The organism is Epilithonimonas lactis (assembly GCF_900110605.1).
Classification (GTDB): domain Bacteria; phylum Bacteroidota; class Bacteroidia; order Flavobacteriales; family Weeksellaceae; genus Epilithonimonas; species Epilithonimonas lactis.
Genome location: NZ_FOFI01000002.1, coordinates 511,208 through 527,891, shown reverse-complemented (window position 1 = coordinate 527,891; position 16,684 = coordinate 511,208). Strand labels below are relative to the sequence as shown.

The 16,684-nt window shown below is 36.9% G+C and carries 18 protein-coding genes; 8 read left to right on the top strand and 10 right to left on the bottom strand.

What is annotated here, in order from left to right; genetic code table 11:
* Nucleotides 1-7 precede the first annotated feature (7 nt).
* Together BMW39_RS07665 and BMW39_RS07660 are read right to left on the bottom strand one after the other, a co-directional pair.
* Nucleotides 8-382 (bottom strand): ribosomal maturation YjgA family protein, encoded by a 375-nt coding sequence (locus tag BMW39_RS07665; protein WP_034973553.1) that lies wholly within the window; start codon nucleotides 380-382, stop codon nucleotides 8-10.
* The gene (locus tag BMW39_RS07660) at nucleotides 379-984 is read right to left on the bottom strand and encodes a hypothetical protein (protein ID WP_165569335.1); all 606 of its coding nucleotides are present in this window, start codon (nucleotides 982-984) and stop codon (nucleotides 379-381) included. Before BMW39_RS07660 ends, BMW39_RS07665 begins: the two co-directional genes overlap by 4 nt.
* Before the next feature lie 82 nt (nucleotides 985-1,066).
* Here BMW39_RS07660 and BMW39_RS07655 point away from each other — a divergent pair, with 82 nt between their 5' ends.
* From BMW39_RS07655 to BMW39_RS07645, 3 genes are all read left to right on the top strand, one after another.
* Nucleotides 1,067-1,453 carry an energy transducer TonB gene (locus BMW39_RS07655; protein ID WP_051879832.1) on the top strand — a complete coding sequence of 129 codons (387 nt, stop codon included), beginning with the start codon at nucleotides 1,067-1,069 and terminating at the stop codon, nucleotides 1,451-1,453.
* A gap of 62 nt (nucleotides 1,454-1,515) precedes the next feature.
* The gene (locus BMW39_RS07650) at nucleotides 1,516-1,710 is read left to right on the top strand and encodes a hypothetical protein (protein ID WP_034973549.1); all 195 of its coding nucleotides are present in this window, start codon (nucleotides 1,516-1,518) and stop codon (nucleotides 1,708-1,710) included.
* A gap of 80 nt (nucleotides 1,711-1,790) precedes the next feature.
* Nucleotides 1,791-2,180, top strand: coding sequence for an energy transducer TonB (locus BMW39_RS07645; protein WP_051879831.1), 390 nt, complete (start codon nucleotides 1,791-1,793; stop codon nucleotides 2,178-2,180).
* On the opposite strand, the gene mutS is transcribed toward BMW39_RS07645, so the two are convergent.
* Entirely contained in the window at nucleotides 2,181-4,736 is a 2,556-nt protein-coding gene (gene mutS / locus BMW39_RS07640; RefSeq protein WP_034973547.1) for a DNA mismatch repair protein MutS, read from the bottom strand.
* Nucleotides 4,737-4,908: 172 nt separating this feature from the next.
* On the opposite strand from mutS, the gene BMW39_RS07635 reads away from it, so the two are divergent.
* The 3 genes from BMW39_RS07635 (at nucleotide 4,909) to BMW39_RS07625 (ending at nucleotide 7,336) form a co-directional block, all read left to right on the top strand.
* Nucleotides 4,909-5,385 carry a hypothetical protein gene (locus tag BMW39_RS07635; protein ID WP_034973545.1) on the top strand — a complete coding sequence of 159 codons (477 nt, stop codon included), beginning with the start codon at nucleotides 4,909-4,911 and terminating at the stop codon, nucleotides 5,383-5,385.
* Between the two features lie 181 nt (nucleotides 5,386-5,566).
* Nucleotides 5,567-6,976, top strand: coding sequence for an MBL fold metallo-hydrolase (locus tag BMW39_RS07630; protein ID WP_034973543.1), 1,410 nt, complete (start codon nucleotides 5,567-5,569; stop codon nucleotides 6,974-6,976).
* 57 nt (nucleotides 6,977-7,033) lie between these two features.
* A complete protein-coding gene (locus BMW39_RS07625) occupies nucleotides 7,034-7,336 on the top strand; it encodes a thioredoxin family protein (protein ID WP_034963504.1) in 303 nt (100 codons plus the stop codon).
* Here BMW39_RS07625 and BMW39_RS07620 read toward each other — a convergent pair.
* A complete protein-coding gene (locus BMW39_RS07620; RefSeq protein ID WP_034973541.1) occupies nucleotides 7,329-8,150 on the bottom strand; it encodes a hypothetical protein in 822 nt (273 codons plus the stop codon). The genes BMW39_RS07625 and BMW39_RS07620 overlap by 8 nt on opposite strands.
* Before the next feature lie 24 nt (nucleotides 8,151-8,174).
* Nucleotides 8,175-8,930, bottom strand: coding sequence for an amidohydrolase (locus BMW39_RS07615; RefSeq protein ID WP_034974249.1), 756 nt, complete (start codon nucleotides 8,928-8,930; stop codon nucleotides 8,175-8,177).
* 244 nt (nucleotides 8,931-9,174) lie between these two features.
* Between BMW39_RS07615 and BMW39_RS07610 the strand changes: the two genes are divergently transcribed.
* The gene (locus BMW39_RS07610; RefSeq protein WP_051879830.1) at nucleotides 9,175-9,969 is read left to right on the top strand and encodes a murein L,D-transpeptidase catalytic domain family protein; all 795 of its coding nucleotides are present in this window, start codon (nucleotides 9,175-9,177) and stop codon (nucleotides 9,967-9,969) included.
* 60 nt (nucleotides 9,970-10,029) lie between these two features.
* Here BMW39_RS07610 and BMW39_RS07605 read toward each other — a convergent pair whose 3' ends face one another.
* On the bottom strand, nucleotides 10,030-10,719 hold the full coding sequence (locus BMW39_RS07605) for a response regulator transcription factor (RefSeq protein ID WP_034973539.1): 690 nt from the start codon (nucleotides 10,717-10,719) through the stop codon (nucleotides 10,030-10,032).
* An 85-nt stretch (nucleotides 10,720-10,804) separates the two neighbouring features.
* Nucleotides 10,805-12,346, bottom strand: a complete 1,542-nt coding sequence (locus BMW39_RS07600; protein WP_034973533.1) for a sensor histidine kinase — start codon at nucleotides 12,344-12,346, stop codon at nucleotides 10,805-10,807.
* A gap of 190 nt (nucleotides 12,347-12,536) precedes the next feature.
* On the opposite strand from BMW39_RS07600, the gene BMW39_RS07595 reads away from it, so the two are divergent.
* Nucleotides 12,537-13,028 (top strand): SRPBCC family protein, encoded by a 492-nt coding sequence (locus BMW39_RS07595; protein ID WP_034973531.1) that lies wholly within the window; start codon nucleotides 12,537-12,539, stop codon nucleotides 13,026-13,028.
* Nucleotides 13,029-13,066: 38 nt separating this feature from the next.
* Here the strand turns inward: BMW39_RS07595 and BMW39_RS07590 are convergent, their stop codons facing one another.
* The 3 genes from BMW39_RS07590 to BMW39_RS07575 form a co-directional block, all read right to left on the bottom strand.
* Nucleotides 13,067-13,411, bottom strand: coding sequence for a hypothetical protein (locus tag BMW39_RS07590; RefSeq protein ID WP_034973529.1), 345 nt, complete (start codon nucleotides 13,409-13,411; stop codon nucleotides 13,067-13,069).
* A gap of 251 nt (nucleotides 13,412-13,662) precedes the next feature.
* Nucleotides 13,663-15,705, bottom strand: a complete 2,043-nt coding sequence (locus tag BMW39_RS07580; RefSeq protein ID WP_034974246.1) for a S9 family peptidase — start codon at nucleotides 15,703-15,705, stop codon at nucleotides 13,663-13,665.
* Between the two features lie 233 nt (nucleotides 15,706-15,938).
* A complete protein-coding gene (locus BMW39_RS07575; RefSeq protein ID WP_034973527.1) occupies nucleotides 15,939-16,679 on the bottom strand; it encodes a uroporphyrinogen-III synthase in 741 nt (246 codons plus the stop codon).
* Nucleotides 16,680-16,684 lie beyond the last annotated feature (5 nt).

Sequence of the window (16,684 nt, the reverse complement as noted above, 5' to 3'; positions counted from 1 at the left end):
CTTAAAATTAAACTTTCGACAAATTCCGGACTTCAATTAAAAATAAGATCACGCAACCTGCGAAATAACAGAGAATATCGATCCAGCTAAAAGAGTTGCCAAGTACAATCATCACGATTCTATTTTCTTTAAATCCCAATAATTCGCCGAAATGGAAGTATTGGAGAAACTCTATCAAACAAGAGAAAACAAAAATTCCAATGATCAGTTTCGTAGCATCGAGTTTGAAAAAAGCTTTGATGAAATAATACATCAGCATCACCACGAAAACATCGCCGAGATAAGCTCTGACAAAGAAAATGTCCTTCAGTTTCGTAGCAATCAAAACTTCGAGAAGGAAAATTGATACTGCAATCAGGAAATATTTTAGATTGAATTTCATAAAAAGAATTTACGATTTGGATATTTGACTTTTCTATATTCCAAGTAAGCGATCAGGCCATAATAACTCACGAAGAGGAAAACCTTGCCGAATGTTGACATCACGACGCTGTTTTCTCCAACTCTCTCATGCTCGATGATTCCGATTTTACCTAAGATTGATTCTGTAACTGTTACCACAAAACCTACGGGAAATGCCAACAAAAACCTTTTGAACTTATCACCTGTCAAATTTGCTTGGTCTTCTGGACTTAAGTTGAATAGTAAAAACCGATTTGCCAAAAATATCGCAATAAATGTATTGAAATAAACGGAATTGAACCCAAATTTGAAAAAGAAAAATGCGAAAGCACTCACCAAGATAATTAATAAGATGATCCGCCTAACGAGATTTGTAAAGTAGGTCAAAATGATAATTGGAATGGCGAGGAAAATATCAAAAAACCAGAGGTAAATGTAATTTTTCTCAATATCGGAATTTTGAGAATTGGGAAACATCGCTATGAAAAGATACTGTACAGCGAGCAATGCATACACAATGGCAGTCTCATATTTCGAAAAGAAATTGTGCGTTTCTAAAATATTGTTGTTTCTCAAGATCATGATTTGTGCGTACTCAAATTTAAAAATTGTTTTTGACACTTCCATCAAATTCTGTAAATCAATATCTTTGAAAAAAATAACGATGAAAAAATTACTTTTACTTTTTGGAATTTTAATCCATGCGATGGTATTTTCACAGACAACGGTCGTCACAGCGAATGAGGAAGTCTATGAAATGGTTGATAAGGCTGCACAATTTCCTGGTGGAATGACGTCTTTCAGAACTGAGTTTGCAAAAAATGTAGATGTCAATAAAATTACGGGAAAAGGGACGTTCAGCACAGAGGTCACTTTTGTGGTAGAGAGGGATGGAACGATTTCCAGCCTGAAGGCCCTTGGACAGAATCGAAGTTTCAATGAGCAGGCGGTACGCGCAATCAAGAAAATAAAAACCAAATGGAGCCCAGCAAAAGTAAATGATGTTCCCGTGAGAGCAAGATTTAGGTTTCCAGCAAAGGCGAATATCTAAATTCATTTTCGGTTTGATTTTTGACCCATCTCTATTTTAACATAACCATAAAATTTACTCCGATGAAAAAGTTATTAATATTCAGTTCGTTAGCATTTTTGGCAACCAGCTGTATCCCAGACAAAGACAAGCGTGAGCAGCGAAAAGATGATCACAGCGCAGAACATATGAGAAACGAAGGCGTGGATTCCGCATCACTTTCTACAGATTCTAATAAAGTGGATACGGTAGCGGTAAAAAAAGATTCAGCTAAATAAATATTCCGGTTCGAAAGAATCGAATTTTTTTAGAAAATAGGTAGAATGAATTAAATGTTTATATTTGAAAAAATTTAAGTATGAGAAAAATTTTATTTGTTCTTACGTTAATTTTAAGTATTACTGTTTTATCACAGGAGACTTCTCAATCAACAGAATTGACAGAGACTGAATTTGATAAATTTGCAGAGTTTTCTGGAGGCATGGATGCCTTTCGAAATGAATTTACAAAAAAATTTGATTCTAACAAATTAGCTGGTAGTGGCCAAGTGAGTACGCAAATTACTTTTGTTGTAAATGAAAAAGGGATCGTTTCGGATATTAAAGCAAAAGGAAAAAACCTTACTTTCAATGAAGCGTCAGTTAATGCGATAAAAAAAATAAAAGGAAAATGGATTCCTGCAATGCATAATGGTATAGCAGTAAAAAGTAATTATAACTTTCCTCTCACAATGAATTTTATGAATTAACTATTTCCCAATCATCTTTTTAATAGAATTCAGCTTCATCAAAGCTTCAATTGGCGTCAAGGTATTGATGTCAATTTTTGTGAGTTCTTCCCGGATGTTTTCCAAAACCGGATCATCCAATTGGAAGAATGAAAGCTGAAGATTCTCCTCGGTCACACGTTTTATCTTGTCGCCAGACTCTTGGGTTGATCGGTTAGATTCCAAAGTTTTCAAGATCTCATTTGCACGATTCACCACTTTCGAAGGCATTCCAGCCAGCTTCGCGACGTGAATCCCGAAACTGTGTTCGCTTCCGCCAGAAATCAATTTTCTCAAAAAGATGATCGTTCCTTTCGCTTCTTGGATGGAGACATGGAAATTTTTGATTCTCTCAAAATTGATGGACATTTCGTTCAACTCGTGATAATGCGTTGCAAAAAGCGTTTTCGGTTGCGTCGGATGTTGATGGAGATATTCTGCAATCGCCCAAGCGATGGAAACACCGTCGTAAGTTGACGTTCCACGCCCGATCTCATCAAGCAAGATCAAACTTCTGTCCGAGATATTATTAAGGATATTCGCGGCCTCATTCATTTCCACCATAAACGTAGATTCGCCAGCCGATAGATTATCCGACGCACCAACTCGGGTAAAAATTTTGTCTAAAGTTCCAATCTCAGCGTGTTTCGCTGGAACAAAACTTCCAATTTGAGCGAGCAAAGAAATAATCGCCGTTTGTCTCAGAATCGCTGATTTACCTGCCATATTCGGTCCGGTGACCATGATGATTTGTTGTGAATCTCTGTCAAGGAAAACATCATTCGGAATGTAAGATTCACCGAGTGGCAAAGATTTTTCGATGATCGGATGTCGTCCTTCTTGGATGTTGATGGAAAAAGAATCGTTCAGAATTGGTTTAGTGTAATTATCTTCCACCGATAGTTCCGACAATCCAACCGCGCAATCCAATTCGCCAATCAATTTTGAATTTTCCTGCAACTGATCGATGTAGATCATCACATTATCGCAGACATTTCTGTAAAGTTTAAATTCAAGCGCGCTGATTTTATCTGTAGCGCCGAGAATCTGAGTTTCGTATTCTTTAAGTTCTTCTGTAATGTAACGTTCGGCATTCACCAAAGTTTGTTTGCGGATCCACTCAGCCGGAACTTTGTCTTTATGTGTATTTCGAACTTCGATGTAGTAACCAAAAACGCCGTTGAAATCGATTTTCAAACTTGTGATCCCGGTTCTTTCGATTTCGCGCTGGCACATCTCGTCCAGGAAACCGCGACCTTTACTTTGAATATTTCTTAGATGATCGAGTTCTTCAGAAATTCCTTCCCGAATGACATTGCCTTTGCTAATGTTGACGGGAAGCTCATCATTCAAATGATTCTTAATAAAATTGATCAAATCATCAAGGTTGATAATCGGGTCAAGCCAAGCCAAAACATTTGGGAACTTCAACAGTTTTGTTCTGATTTCCTGAATGTTGACCACCGATTGTCGGAGATAACCTAATTCTTTAGGTGAAATCTTTTCGGCGGCCAATTTTCCGATTAATCTATCAAGATCAGAAATGCCTTTCAACAAATCCTTGATGTCATACTTCAAAGCATCTTCTTTGTTCAGAAACTCGATGAGGTTGAGTCTTCTGTTGATATCGCTGATATTTTTAAGAGGAAGAATGATCCGTCTTCTCAACAATCTTCCGCCCATTGGCGTAGAAGTTTTATCGATAATATCCAGAAGCGATTTCCCTTGCTGACTGGCAGAATAAACAATCTCCAGATTTCTCAAAGTGAAACCATCCATCATCAGATAATCATCTTGCGGAATCAGATTGATTCTTGTAATGTGTTGTAATAGTGCGTGATGCGTATCTTCAACCAAATAAGCGAAGATGGCTCCAGCTGCAGTTACACCCAATTTATGTTCCTCGATCCCGAAACCTTTCAGTGATTGTGTTTTGAAATGCGAGGTCAGTTTTTCGTAAGCATAAGGATATCTGAAGGCCCAGTCTTCCAGCTTGAAAGCGCTTTTGTTTTTTAATTGACTCGGAAGTTCAGTCGTTCTTTGGTAGATAATTTCGCTTGGATCAAAAGTATGAACGATGTGAAGCAATTTCTCCAAGTTTCCTTCGCTCACGAGAAATTCTCCCGTGGAGACATCTACCAAAGCCAATCCGTATTTTTCCTTTTCTTTGTGAAGGGAAAGCAGGAAATTATTTTTCTTGGAACTCAAAACCTGATCGTTGAACGTCACGCCAGGCGTCACCAATTCTGTCACACCACGTTTTACGATGCCTTTTACCGTTTTTGGATCTTCCAATTGGTCACAAATCGCTACACGCAATCCGGCTCTCACAAGTTTTGGCAAGTAGGAATCTACAGAATGATGCGGAAATCCTGCTAACTCGATGTGACCTTCGCCATTGGCTCTTTTGGTCAAAACAATGCCCAAAATTTGAGACGTTCTGATCGCATCTTGGCCAAATGTCTCGTAGAAATCTCCCACGCGGAACAGCAAAAGTGCATCAGGATATCTTGCCTTGATGGTGTTGTATTGCGTCATTAACGGAGTTTCTTTCTTAGCCAAAGTTCTGATTTTTAGAAGCGCTAAAATACGAATTAATTCAGAGATTATTTGGCTACGTTAATTGCCATATTTGGAATTTTTGACTAATAATCACGTTCTTAATTAAAAGAAAATCAGAAATAATCCGTTTAATTCTTAAATTTGGCTAATGAAAAATATTTATCTCCTCCTTATATCGTTTTCTCTGATAAGCTGTTACACCTACAAAGTAAAGACAGAAAGTGATGAAAAACCTCAAGAAACTAAAAAACCGCCCGTAAAACCAGATATAGCGGTAGGCAAAATGACCGCAGCTAGGGCAAATATGGAATCTTCGCAGAGGAATAGAAGCTCCACTGGGAACAAACCAAACCAGCCACAGAGTATTCAGGAAAAGCTGGAGGCCAACAAGTACTTCAAAATCGACGTTGGCGGAAAACCATATAGGATTCAAGTGGACAAATGGGAAAGTGACACGTTGGTTGCTCACGTGATCCATAAACCAAAAAAGGTCCTCAAGTTTCATAAGAACCAGATCGATCAATCCACGATTGCAGAAAGACGTTTTTCCAACCGAACAGCCGATATCATCACCGTTGTAGCTTACGCCTCTGTCGGTGTGGGAATATATTTGTTGGTCAAGTAATTGTTTAGACTTGTAATTCTGTTTTAGTAAATTTAAGCAACTGTTTAATTTTATATCGGAATCATAAATAATATCAGTTAAAATTTATTTATAGTTATTTTAAATAGTCTCATATTTGTATGATCAAAAGTCGAAATGGAAGGTACTCCTTTGGCTTTTGAATATAATCTATTGATTTACAATGAAAATCGAACAAATATATACAGGCTGTCTTGCACAAGGAGCCTATTACATTGTTTCTGGGAACGAAGCAGCGATCATTGATCCGTTAAGAGAGATCAAACCTTATTTAGAACGCTTGGAAAAAGACCAGGTCAAACTCAAATATATTTTTGAAACCCATTTCCACGCTGATTTTGTTTCCGGACATCTGGACCTATCCAAAAAAACAGATGCACCTATCGTTTACGGACCAACTGCAAAACCGGAATTCGAAGCGATCATCGCCACAGATGAACAGATTTTCGAGATAGGAAAAATCAAAATAAAAGTCCTTCACACGCCAGGTCACACATTGGAAAGTTCAACTTATCTTTTGATTGACGAAAATGGAAAAGAAACGGCCATATTCTCTGGCGACACCTTGTTTTTAGGTGATGTAGGAAGACCAGATCTTGCTCAAAAGTCTGGCGAGATCACCGAAAGAGATCTAGCAGGAATGTTGTACGAAAGTCTTCACAGCAAGATCTTACCTTTGGATGATTCCATTACAGTTTATCCGGCTCACGGCGCTGGTTCTGCTTGTGGGAAGAATATGCAGAAAGAAACGGTGGATACTCTGGGAAATCAAAAAAGAACTAATTACGCGCTGAATCAGCCAACCAAAGAGAGTTTTATCGATGAGGTTTTGGATGGTTTGACAGCACCTCCAAAATATTTCGGGATGAATGTAGCACTGAACAAAGGTGGCTACGAAAGTTTCGAAAAAGTTCTAAAAAAGGGAAATAATCCCATCGCAGTAGAAGATTTTGAGATTGCAGTTGAAGAAACCGGCGCATTGATCTTGGATACAAGAAGTGCAGCAGATTTCCATAAAGGTTTCGTTCCAAATTCAATAAACATCGGGATCAAAGGTGATTTTGCGCCTTGGGTTGGAGCGATGATCGTGGATGTACAACAGCCGATTATCCTGGTCTCAGATTTGGGAACTGAAGAAGAAGTGATCACAAGACTTAGCCGAGTTGGATTTGATAACGTGGTCGGATTCTTGGAAGGAGGCTTTGAAAGCTGGAGGAATTCTGGAAAAGAAATCGATGAGGTCAAAAGGATCTCTGCAGAACAGTTTGTTTCAGAATATTCTGAAGGTCAGAAAGTTATTGACGTAAGAAAAGAAACAGAGTACGAAGCAGAACACATCGATGAAGCATATAGCAAGCCTTTGGCCTATATCAATGATTGGGTGGGAGCAATTGACAATTCTGAGCATTTTTACATTCATTGTGCTGGTGGTTACAGAAGTATGATCGCGGCAAGTATTTTGCAATCAAGAGGTTATCGTAATTTTACAGAAGTACAAGGTGGTTTTAACGAAATAAAAAAATTCGAAAAAGTGCCGACGAGCAACTTTGTTTGTCAGACCAAGACGCTTTAAATCATTATTGCACGGATTTTGGTGAATCACTAAAGTCTAACCTCTAAATCTAATAAAATGTCACAAAAATTTCAAGAACTTATCCAATCCGAACGACCAGTTCTCATTGACTTTTTTGCCACTTGGTGTCAGCCTTGCAAAGTGCAATCTTCGGTTTTGAATTCTGTAAAAGAAAAAGTTGGCGAAAAAGCCAGAATTGTAAAAATTGACATCGACCAATTTCCGTCCATCGCCAATCAGTACAATGTGCGAGGAGTTCCGACTCTTGCAGTATTCAAAAATGGAGAAATGCTTTGGAAAGAGAGCGGCGTTCACGATGTGAATTCTTTGGTTGGAGTGTTGGAGCAATATTCTAATTGATTATAATATTTCCACTCGAATCATACTTAAAAGTCCAAGCCTGTTCTGAATTTGATATAATACCTCCTGCCTCATTATATTTAACTTCTGTGTATTTTCTAAAATTATTTTTAGAGATTGATCTATAAAAATATTCATCCAACAAATAAAATCTTTTAAAAGGATTAATAGAATTATCATAGTCTCCAAAAGTCCTGACTATTTTTATTCCTTTATTGATACCATCGTGTTGTTCAAAGTATTCCGATTTTGTCAAATTTCCATTTGTGTCATAATAGAATTTTTCCAGATAAGTTTCTATATAATCATCTGGTGGAAAGTATGGCAGGTTTGGTAATGTTGTAGAGATTTCCACAACTTTATTGTTAGTATATTTAAAGGTTTGTTTTTCATCACGATAACTACCATAATAATTATTGGGAACTTCCTTTTGTATAATTTGATTGTTATCTATTGTATAATATTTAGAGTTTTTAGGAACTGTAAAGTCGGGAGAAGATGAGAAGTTTTCTACAGTGACTTTATTATTTATATAAGTTAATGTTGTATAAATTTTATCTGTAAAAAAGCCATTATATCCGCTAGAACCGGAAACAGATAAAAAGCCTCCTGTTTTTTTAATTAAACGTTTGTTGTTATCGTATTGAAAGTAAAAACTTAATTCAGAGTTATTGTAAGGTAAAGAATTTGGGTATAATATAAGACTCATTTTTGTAATCAGGGCATCATCATTTTGTGTTTGTACTTTATCATCATCTCTGGAACAAGAAAATAAGATGAAACTTGAAAACAGCAATGTAAATATTTTTTTCATATTTTATTTTTCGCAAAACTACAATTAAATTTCAAACTCATCTCTCTCCGCCAAAAACGGAAACTTGGTCCTAAATTCCTTTAGTTCTTCCAAATTCCATTCAGAAAGAACAATATTATTTTCTCGTTTCGAAATTTCTTTTCCATCAGGAAAATAGACCAACGAACTTTCTTCATAATCATTTTTGTAGCCATCAATTCCAATTCTATTCAATCCAAAAAGAAAAGATTGGTTTTCGATAGAACGGGCTTTTAACAAAGATTTCCAAGCTTCAACTCTGGAACTTGGCCAATTCGCAACATACAGAATCGCGTCGTAATCATCTTGATTTCTGGAGAAAACAGGGAAACGCAAGTCAAAACAAACCTGCAAAAGAATCCTGAAACCTTTGTATTCAACGATTTTTCTTTCTGTTCCGGCTGTATAGATCTTATCTTCACCAGAGTAGGAAAACAAATGTCTCTTGTCGTAATATTCAAAAGTCCCATCCGGAAAAACGAAGTAAAACCGGTTGTAGAATTTCCCATTCTTTTCCACAGACGCGCTTCCAGCAACAGCAGAATTTTTTGATCTGGCGAAAGATTTCATCCAGGTCAAAGTTTCTAAATGTCGGTCCGCCACTTCCTCAGCCTCCATACAGAATCCCGTAGAAAACATCTCTGGAAGCAGAAAAATATCAGCTTTTGTATCCAAAAATTCATTTTCTATCGTTCTGAAATTCTGTGCTTTATCCTTCCAAGCGATATCCATGTTTACACCTGCGATTTTGAGTATTGACATATCTTCCATATTAATAATGCAATTTATTAATTTATAATTCGTTTCTATCATTTGAATCAAGATTTCAAGCTTAACATTTAGCGTAATGATTTATCATAATGAAATCTTAATAAAAAGCTTCCATAAATTGTCATTTTGAGTTAAAGTTTCCTAAAGAACTGTTAAAAGCTACTGCAATAACTTATTGAAAATGATATAATTGTAATTTTGCACCACTAAAAAATAAAAGAAATATCATTAATTTATGAAGAAATTCCCATTGTTATTAGGATTGTTTTATTTGATCACAACCTCTTTTTTTCCAGCGAGCTCCGAGAATCTTTCTCCATCTCCAATGACGATCAAAGAAATAAAACTAAGTCCTAAAAAGAATTTCTCACCAGTAAATGAAGCGGAAGAAGTGTACAACAATCTACAGTTTGAAGGAGAAAAATTGAATTTTGAAGTCTTTGAAAAAGCATTTTTAGGATTCCAAAATTTGAAAAAATCTGGCAAACTGGAACAGACATCGAAAGTGCTTTCGATCTGTGATTTCAGCCTGTCTTCCAACAGAAAACGCCTTTGGGTGATCGATACTGGAGAGAAAAAAATACTGTTCAATTCCCTGGTAGCACACGGAAAAGGGACAGGTGAAGAGTTTGCAATGAATTTTTCCAACACGGAGGATTCGCACCAGTCAAGTCTCGGATTCTACGTCACAGAGCAGACTTACAACGGAGACAACGGCTATTCCTTGAGATTGTTCGGAATGGACAAAGGTTACAATGATGCGGCACTGGAAAGATGCATCGTGATGCACGGCGCAAAGTACGTGAGTGAGGATTTTATCAAAGCTGAAAAGCGATTGGGGAGAAGTTGGGGATGTCCCGCAGTTCCTAGAGAATTGGCGCAACCCATCATCAATACGATAAAAAACAGAACTTGTCTCTTTATCTATTATCCAGATCAAAATTATCTTTCGAGCTCACAATGGCTGAAAGGAAACGAACAAAAAGACCAGATCTTAGGTTCTCCGGAACAGAAAATGGCAACGAATTAAGTAAAAAGTAAAGGAAAGAAAAAATCCCTTCAGAGTTTTCTGAAGGGATTTTTGTTTATGTTAAGGATTCTTTACCAATAGACGGAAACCTTCTCCGTGAACGTTGATGATCTCTAATCCATCGTCGTCCTTCAAAAGTTTTCTCAGCTTTGCGATGTAAACATCCATACTTCTCGCGGTGAAGTAATTTTCTTTTTTCCAGATTTTTCTCAGTGCAAGATCTCTTGGCATAAAGTCGTTTCTGTGGATGCAAAGCAACTTCAAAAGTTCATTTTCTTTTGGAGATAATTTGTAATCATTTTCATTGACTCTTAATTGTCTAAGCATAGAGTCAAAGAAGATATTGCTGATCTTGAATTGTTCCTGATCTTCGTTTTCCAAAACAGCACTTCTTTGTAGAATTGCTTTGATCTTATAAAGAAGTAATTCAGTATCAAATGGTTTCGTGATGTAGTCATCTGCTCCGATCTGATAACCTTTCAATATATCCTCACGCAAGTTTCTCGCAGTCAGGAAAATAATCGGTGTATTTTTATCGATTTTCTTCACATCTTCTGCCAAAGAAAATCCATCTTTTTTCGGCATCATCACATCAAAGATGCAGATGTCAAATTCTTTTTCTGTAAACTCTTTCAGTCCCATTTCTCCGTCGGTCGCCAGGGTAACCTCGAAGTTGTTTATCGTAAGGTAATCTTTCAGAACTGCACCAAAACTCTGGTCGTCTTCTACTAATAATATTCTATTGCTCATATTTTTAATTTTACTTTGATTAATAATTGATTTGAGATAAATGATTTTTAGAATTGTTTATCATCCTTCATTTATCGTTTATATTTTAAACCATTGGCAATTTTATGGTAAACGTACTTCCTTTTCCTTTATGAGAATCTACGGATATTTGACCTTTATGGATCTCAATGATCTTCTTTACATATGACAATCCAAGACCTTGCCCTTTTACATTATGGATATTTCCGGTTTCCTCCCGGAAGAATTTTTCAAAGATCTTCGTCTTGTTGGTGCCATCCATTCCCATTCCCTTATCAGAAATTTCGATGACGTAGAAGTTGCCTTCGTTTCGTGTGCTGACTCTTATTTCTGGCGTTTCTGGTGAGTATTTGTTAGCATTGTCCAAAAGATTGATCAAGGCATTCGAGATGTGAAATTCATCCACCAAAAAATTATATTTGGTTGCGTTGAAGTCCGTTGTCAAAGTGCCATTTCGTTGGTCCACAATCAGTCGGAAAGATTCTGCCACGTCTTTTATCAGTTGTCTCACATTGGTTTCTTTCAAATGGAGAGGCATTTCGTTTCGTTCTAATTTGGACATATTCAGCACGGTTTCCACCTGCTTTTTCATCCTCAGATTTTCTTGCTTTATCAATCCGGAGTAGTATTTCACTTTATCAGGATTGGTCGCGATCTTATCATTGGCCAAAGAATCTGCCGCTACGGAAATGGTTGCCAAAGGTGTTTTGAACTCGTGCGACATATTATTGATGAAATCCGTCTTGATCTCCGCGATTTTCTTCTGACGCATCATATAATTAATGGAAATAATATAGATTCCAAGAATCGTCAACAACGAGATGAAGGTTCCCAAAAGCATCGGCAAATTGTGCTTCACCAAAGAAAGGTCATTCCTTGGAAAAACAACGGCGAGCGTGTAAAGCGTTCTATCCTTGCTGTCTGTGAAAAGTGGATAAGTGTAATTCATCTTATCTTTTTGATCCAGATAGATGTTATTTGCAATGGTCGTCAACTTATTGGTTTTGTTGATGACGCCGTAACCAAATTTGGTATCAATTCCTTTGAGTCTCAATTCCTTGGAGATCACAGAGTCTATGGTTTTGCCATCAACTCTTTTTTCGATTGGTAGATTCGTTGCGCTCAACCTCGCAAACTCTTTCATTTGGAAAGAATTATTGTCGATGTCTCTGCTGATGTTGGTTGTAAGCGGTTCTGGTGAGTTTCTTTTCAGCTTCAATTGACCTTCATCTTTGTAGAGTTTCGTGGTGTAAAGCGTATCGCCTTTTGCAGAAACCGGAATGTTCTGCTTTTCTACAATGCTCGTTTGAAATAGAATATTAGAACGGTTTGCCGAATCTGAACTTTGCTGAATATAAGTTTTTGTAGGTTGATTGGCCGATGCCAAAACTTCTTTCCCAACGCCGCCATAGGTCTCATTCCAATACTTGTTGACCTCGATCTGATTTACCTTTTGAGTCGAACTTTCTAATGCGGAATAGACTTTGTTGGAGAAATCCTGTTCCAGAGAGGTATATAATTCTTTGATCCAATACAACTGTAAAGAGACAAAAACGATCAACGAGATTGTCATAAATACAGAAATAATCGGAATGAATTTGTTGTTCATAAGTTGTTTTAAGTTTGAAAAGTTAAAATTACTGATTTTAAGAATGTCGCGATAAAAAATCACGTTTGAAATTATTAAATTTTTCTTAAAATCGACTTATTTAACATTTTTTTGTGAATAATCAAATATGTTGCCATAAGAAAAGTTTGGTGTGATTTTTTATGATTAAGTTTTATAAATAGATAACGTTATGAATTCAGAGATTATTTTCAACACCGATTTAGATTCTGCAACGGCTTATATTTCTAAGATTTATGATGCAGACGTGACAGAACTGTGGGATTATTTTACCCAATCCGAATTGATAGACCAATGGTGGGCACCAAAACCTTGGAAGTGCGAAACCGAAAAAATGGATTTCCGAGAAGGTGGAAATTGGCTGTACGCAATGGTTGGTCCAGAAGGCGAGAAGGAATTTGCAATCACAAACTTTGGCGAAATAATGCCTCACAGAAGTATCTCGTGGACAGATGCTTTCGCTGATGACAAAGGAAAAGTAAAAACTGATTTACCACAAACCACTTGGCTGATAGGCTTCACTGGAATCGATGAAGGTACAAGAATGACCTTCAATCTGCATTTCAATTCCAAAGATGAACTGGCTCAAATTATGGAAATGGGCTTTGAAGAAGGTTTCAAAATGGGATTGAATCAGTTGGAAGATTTACTGTCACAGAATTAAAATTACTCCCTTTAGGGCTGGGGAAATAATTTTAATTCTTAATCCAAATCAATCTCCTCATCCTGAAAATACTGAATAATCGCTTTTTTCATCAAGAGCGATTGTTCGTTTGGTTTCAATTCTGGCAAATCATCGAGTTTGTCATAATGAGGCCAACCATCTTCGTAATGCGTGAATTTATAATAACCAAAAGGCTCCAACAATCTGCAAACCGCGATGTGCAAAAGATTGACCTTATCATCTTTCGTGAATTTCTGCTGTCCGCTTCCCAATTCCTGAACACCAATGATAAAAAGTAATGTATCGATTGGCGGATTTTTTTCGGTTTGAAAATTAACTTCGAAAAAATGTTCTACTTTTTTCCAGATTTCTGCTTCTGTCATTTTAAAATTTAGGATTTATTATTTTTGTAATTAACAGTACAATTACAATTAAGGCATAGCAAATTATAAAAACTGAAGTGATTTTATACATTGATAATGACATTGGGAAATATTTCAGCATAAATTTGCCGTATAGGTTTTTACGATTCCTGTCATCACTTTTCTTTTTAATAATTTCAGGATTTTTAAATATCCTAATTCCAAATTTTAATAAAAAAAGCATCCCAATTATTATTACAATATATATAATGTTATTCATTATTTTCTATTTTTAAGAGAAACGCGTATTCCAAAGCGATTTCCTTCAAACTTTCAAATCGTCCGCTCGCACCGCCGTGACCAGAACTCATATCGGTTTTGAAAATCAGAATGTTGTCATCCGTTTTTAATTCTCTCAATTTCGCAGTCCATTTTGCGGGTTCCCAATATTGAACCTGAGAATCGTGGAATCCTGTTGTGATTAAGATATTAGGATAATTTTTTGCTTCTACATTATCGTAAGGCGAATAGGCTTTCATATAATCATAATATTCCCTCTCATTCGGATTTCCCCATTCGTCGTATTCGCCCGTGGTCAATGGTATCGTATCATCCAACATCGTCGAAACTACGTCCACGAAAGGAACTTGCGCCACAATCCCGTTGAAAAGTTCCGGATTGTAATTCATCACCGCACCAACCAAAAGTCCACCGGCACTTCCGCCCATTGCGTAAAGGTGTTTTGGCGACGTGTAATTTTCTGATATTAAGTATTTTGCGGAATCAATGAAATCAAAAAAGGTATTCTTTTTCTGAAGCATTTTTCCATCTTCGTACCATTCTCGGCCAAGATATTCTCCGCCTCGGATGTGCGCGATGGCGTAGATGTAACCTCGGTCAAGCAAGGTCAATCGTACGCTGGAAAAGCTCGCATCCACCGTGTGGCCGTAACTTCCGTAGCCGTAGAGTAGAAGTGGCGTGTTTTCGGATTTTGGTGTGTCTTTGTGATAGACCAATGAAATCGGAACTTTTTTTCCGTCTCTTGCCGTTGCCCAGATTCGTTCTGAGATATAATTTTCTTTGTTGAATTTCCCGCCTAAAACTTCCTGTTCTTTCAGGAGTTTCGTGGCTTTTTCCTTCATATCATATTCGAAAGTCGAAGCGGGTTTTGTCAAAGACGTGTAACCAAAACGCAATTTTTCGGTGTCAAATTCCATATTCGTTCCGATGTACGCCGTGTAAGTCGGGTCGGAAAATGGCAGATAATGGTAATCTCCGGTTTTGCTTTCGATAATTTTGATTTGAAGAAGTCCGCTTTCCCGTTCTTCCAAAACGAAATATTCATTAAAAATCTCAAAACCTTCCAACAATACATTTTCTCTGTGCGGAATAAAGTCTTCCCAGTTTTCAATAGAAGGATTTTCGACTTTGGTCTTTACAATTTTAAAGTTGGTAGAATCATCTGCATTTGTAATGATGTAAAAATCATCCTGATAATGCTCCACCGAATATTCCAAATCCTCAGTTCGTTCCTGAATGATTTTCCAATCTGCAAAGACATCATTGGAAGGAATAAATCTGTGTTCATCTTCATTCGTGCTTGATGAAGAGATGAAAATATAATCTAAAGTCTTGGTTTTGTAAACATTAACGTCAAAAGTCTCATCTTCCTCGTGGAAAATCAGAACGTCTTTTTCAGTTTCAGTTCCCAACTCGTGGCGATGGATTTGAAAAGCTCTCAGACTTTCATCTTTTCTAATGTAAAAGACATAATTGTTATCATTGGACCACACCGCTTTTCCGGTCGTGTTGTCAATTTCGTCTCCGAAGATTTCGCCGGTTTTTAGATTCTTGAAGAAAATCTTATAAATCCTTCTCCCGACAACATCCGTTGAAAAAGATAAAATATCATTATTAACGCTGATAGAAATGCTCCCAATATCAAAATATTCCTTTCCCTCAGCCAAAACATTCGCATCCAAAAGAATCTCTTCTTCGTTCTCCAAGGTTTGAAAGTTTCGTGAGAAAATCGGATATTCTTTCCCATCTTCATAACGGACGATGTACCAATATTGATTGAAAAAATAAGGCAAAGACTCGTCATCCTTTTTGTAGCGGGCTTTCATTTCTTCATAAAGGTCGTTCTGAAGGTCTTCTGTTTCCTTCATCACAAAATCTGTGTAGGCGTTTTCTTCCTCCAGATATTTGATGACTTCGGGATTTTCTCTTTCATTCATCCAGAAATAAGGGTCGTTCCTTTGGTCGTTGTGAATTTCGAGAAGTTTTTCTATTTTTTTTGCTTTTGGAGCATTCATTTTGAAATTGGTATTAATTGAACCACATAGACACATAGATTCAAATTACTTTAAGAAAAAATAGACAAAGCCTAGAATGCCTTTCCTATTTAAACTTATAATTTTTTTTAAATTTCAGAAAACTATGTGTCTATGTGGTTAAAAGTTTTCTGAGGTGATTATCAGATTTAACAAAATTAAACAAAAAACCATCCCGAAAATTCCGGGACGGCTTTGATTTATGTAATCAATAATTACTTATTGATGCTTTTGATATATTTTTCAATCGCCATTGTCATAGACGGCGTCTCTTTCGTTGGAGCCATCACGTTGACGGTCAATCCAGCTTCTTCTGCAGCCGCTTGGGTTGTGGTTCCGAAAACAGCAATTTTCGTTTCTTTCTGTTCAAATGTTGGGAAATTGATCTTCAAAGATTTGATTCCTTGTGGACTGAAGAACACCAACATTTCGTAATCGTCGATATTGATATCGGTCAAATCACTCGCAACTGTTTTGTACATGATCGCTCTTGTCCAATCGATGTTTGAAGAGTCCAAAACTTTTGGAACTTCTGGTGTCAAGATATCTGATGATGGCAAAAGATACTTTTCTGATGGATGTTTTTTGAACAATGGCGCCAGGTCAGAAAAAGTCTTCTCGCCGAAGCTGATCTTTCTCTTTCTGTAAACGATGTGCTTCTGCAAATAGTTGGCAATCGCTTCGGACTGGCAGATGTAACGCATTGCATCTGGCACTGTGAATCTCATTTCCTCTGCTAATCGAAAATAATGATCAATCGCGTTTTTGCTTGTGAAAATAATGCCTGTGTACTGAGTAAGGTCAATTTTCTGCGTTCTCAGATCTTTCGCATCCACACCTTGAACGTGAATAAAAGGACGAAAATCAATTTTGATCTTCTCTTTCTTTGCGATCTCCAAATAAGGCGAAGATTCGTTAGGTGCTGGTTGTGAAACTAAAATAGATTTGATTTTCATCTTAA

Bases quoted from the DNA above. Each gene is read 5' to 3' on its own strand.
- BMW39_RS07625 (WP_034963504.1), top strand. From the start codon at position 7,034: ATGTCACAAAAATTTCAAGAACTTATCCAATCCGAACGACCAGTTCTC.
- BMW39_RS07580 (WP_034974246.1), bottom strand. From the start codon at position 15,705: ATGAATGCTCCAAAAGCAAAAAAAATAGAAAAACTTCTCGAAATTCAC.
- BMW39_RS07590 (WP_034973529.1), bottom strand. From the start codon at position 13,411: ATGACAGAAGCAGAAATCTGGAAAAAAGTAGAACATTTTTTCGAAGTT.
- BMW39_RS07575 (WP_034973527.1), bottom strand. From the start codon at position 16,679: ATGAAAATCAAATCTATTTTAGTTTCACAACCAGCACCTAACGAATCT.
- BMW39_RS07655 (WP_051879832.1), top strand. From the start codon at position 1,067: ATGAAAAAATTACTTTTACTTTTTGGAATTTTAATCCATGCGATGGTA.
- BMW39_RS07645 (WP_051879831.1), top strand. From the start codon at position 1,791: ATGAGAAAAATTTTATTTGTTCTTACGTTAATTTTAAGTATTACTGTT.
- BMW39_RS07665 (WP_034973553.1), bottom strand. From the start codon at position 382: ATGAAATTCAATCTAAAATATTTCCTGATTGCAGTATCAATTTTCCTT.
- BMW39_RS07605 (WP_034973539.1), bottom strand. From the start codon at position 10,719: ATGAGCAATAGAATATTATTAGTAGAAGACGACCAGAGTTTTGGTGCA.
- BMW39_RS07615 (WP_034974249.1), bottom strand. From the start codon at position 8,930: ATGTCAATACTCAAAATCGCAGGTGTAAACATGGATATCGCTTGGAAG.
- BMW39_RS07630 (WP_034973543.1), top strand. From the start codon at position 5,567: ATGAAAATCGAACAAATATATACAGGCTGTCTTGCACAAGGAGCCTAT.
- BMW39_RS07660 (WP_165569335.1), bottom strand. From the start codon at position 984: ATGATCTTGAGAAACAACAATATTTTAGAAACGCACAATTTCTTTTCG.
- mutS (WP_034973547.1), bottom strand. From the start codon at position 4,736: ATGACGCAATACAACACCATCAAGGCAAGATATCCTGATGCACTTTTG.
- BMW39_RS07595 (WP_034973531.1), top strand. From the start codon at position 12,537: ATGAATTCAGAGATTATTTTCAACACCGATTTAGATTCTGCAACGGCT.
- BMW39_RS07635 (WP_034973545.1), top strand. From the start codon at position 4,909: ATGAAAAATATTTATCTCCTCCTTATATCGTTTTCTCTGATAAGCTGT.
- BMW39_RS07620 (WP_034973541.1), bottom strand. From the start codon at position 8,150: ATGAAAAAAATATTTACATTGCTGTTTTCAAGTTTCATCTTATTTTCT.
- BMW39_RS07600 (WP_034973533.1), bottom strand. From the start codon at position 12,346: ATGAACAACAAATTCATTCCGATTATTTCTGTATTTATGACAATCTCG.
- BMW39_RS07610 (WP_051879830.1), top strand. From the start codon at position 9,175: ATGAAGAAATTCCCATTGTTATTAGGATTGTTTTATTTGATCACAACC.
- BMW39_RS07650 (WP_034973549.1), top strand. From the start codon at position 1,516: ATGAAAAAGTTATTAATATTCAGTTCGTTAGCATTTTTGGCAACCAGC.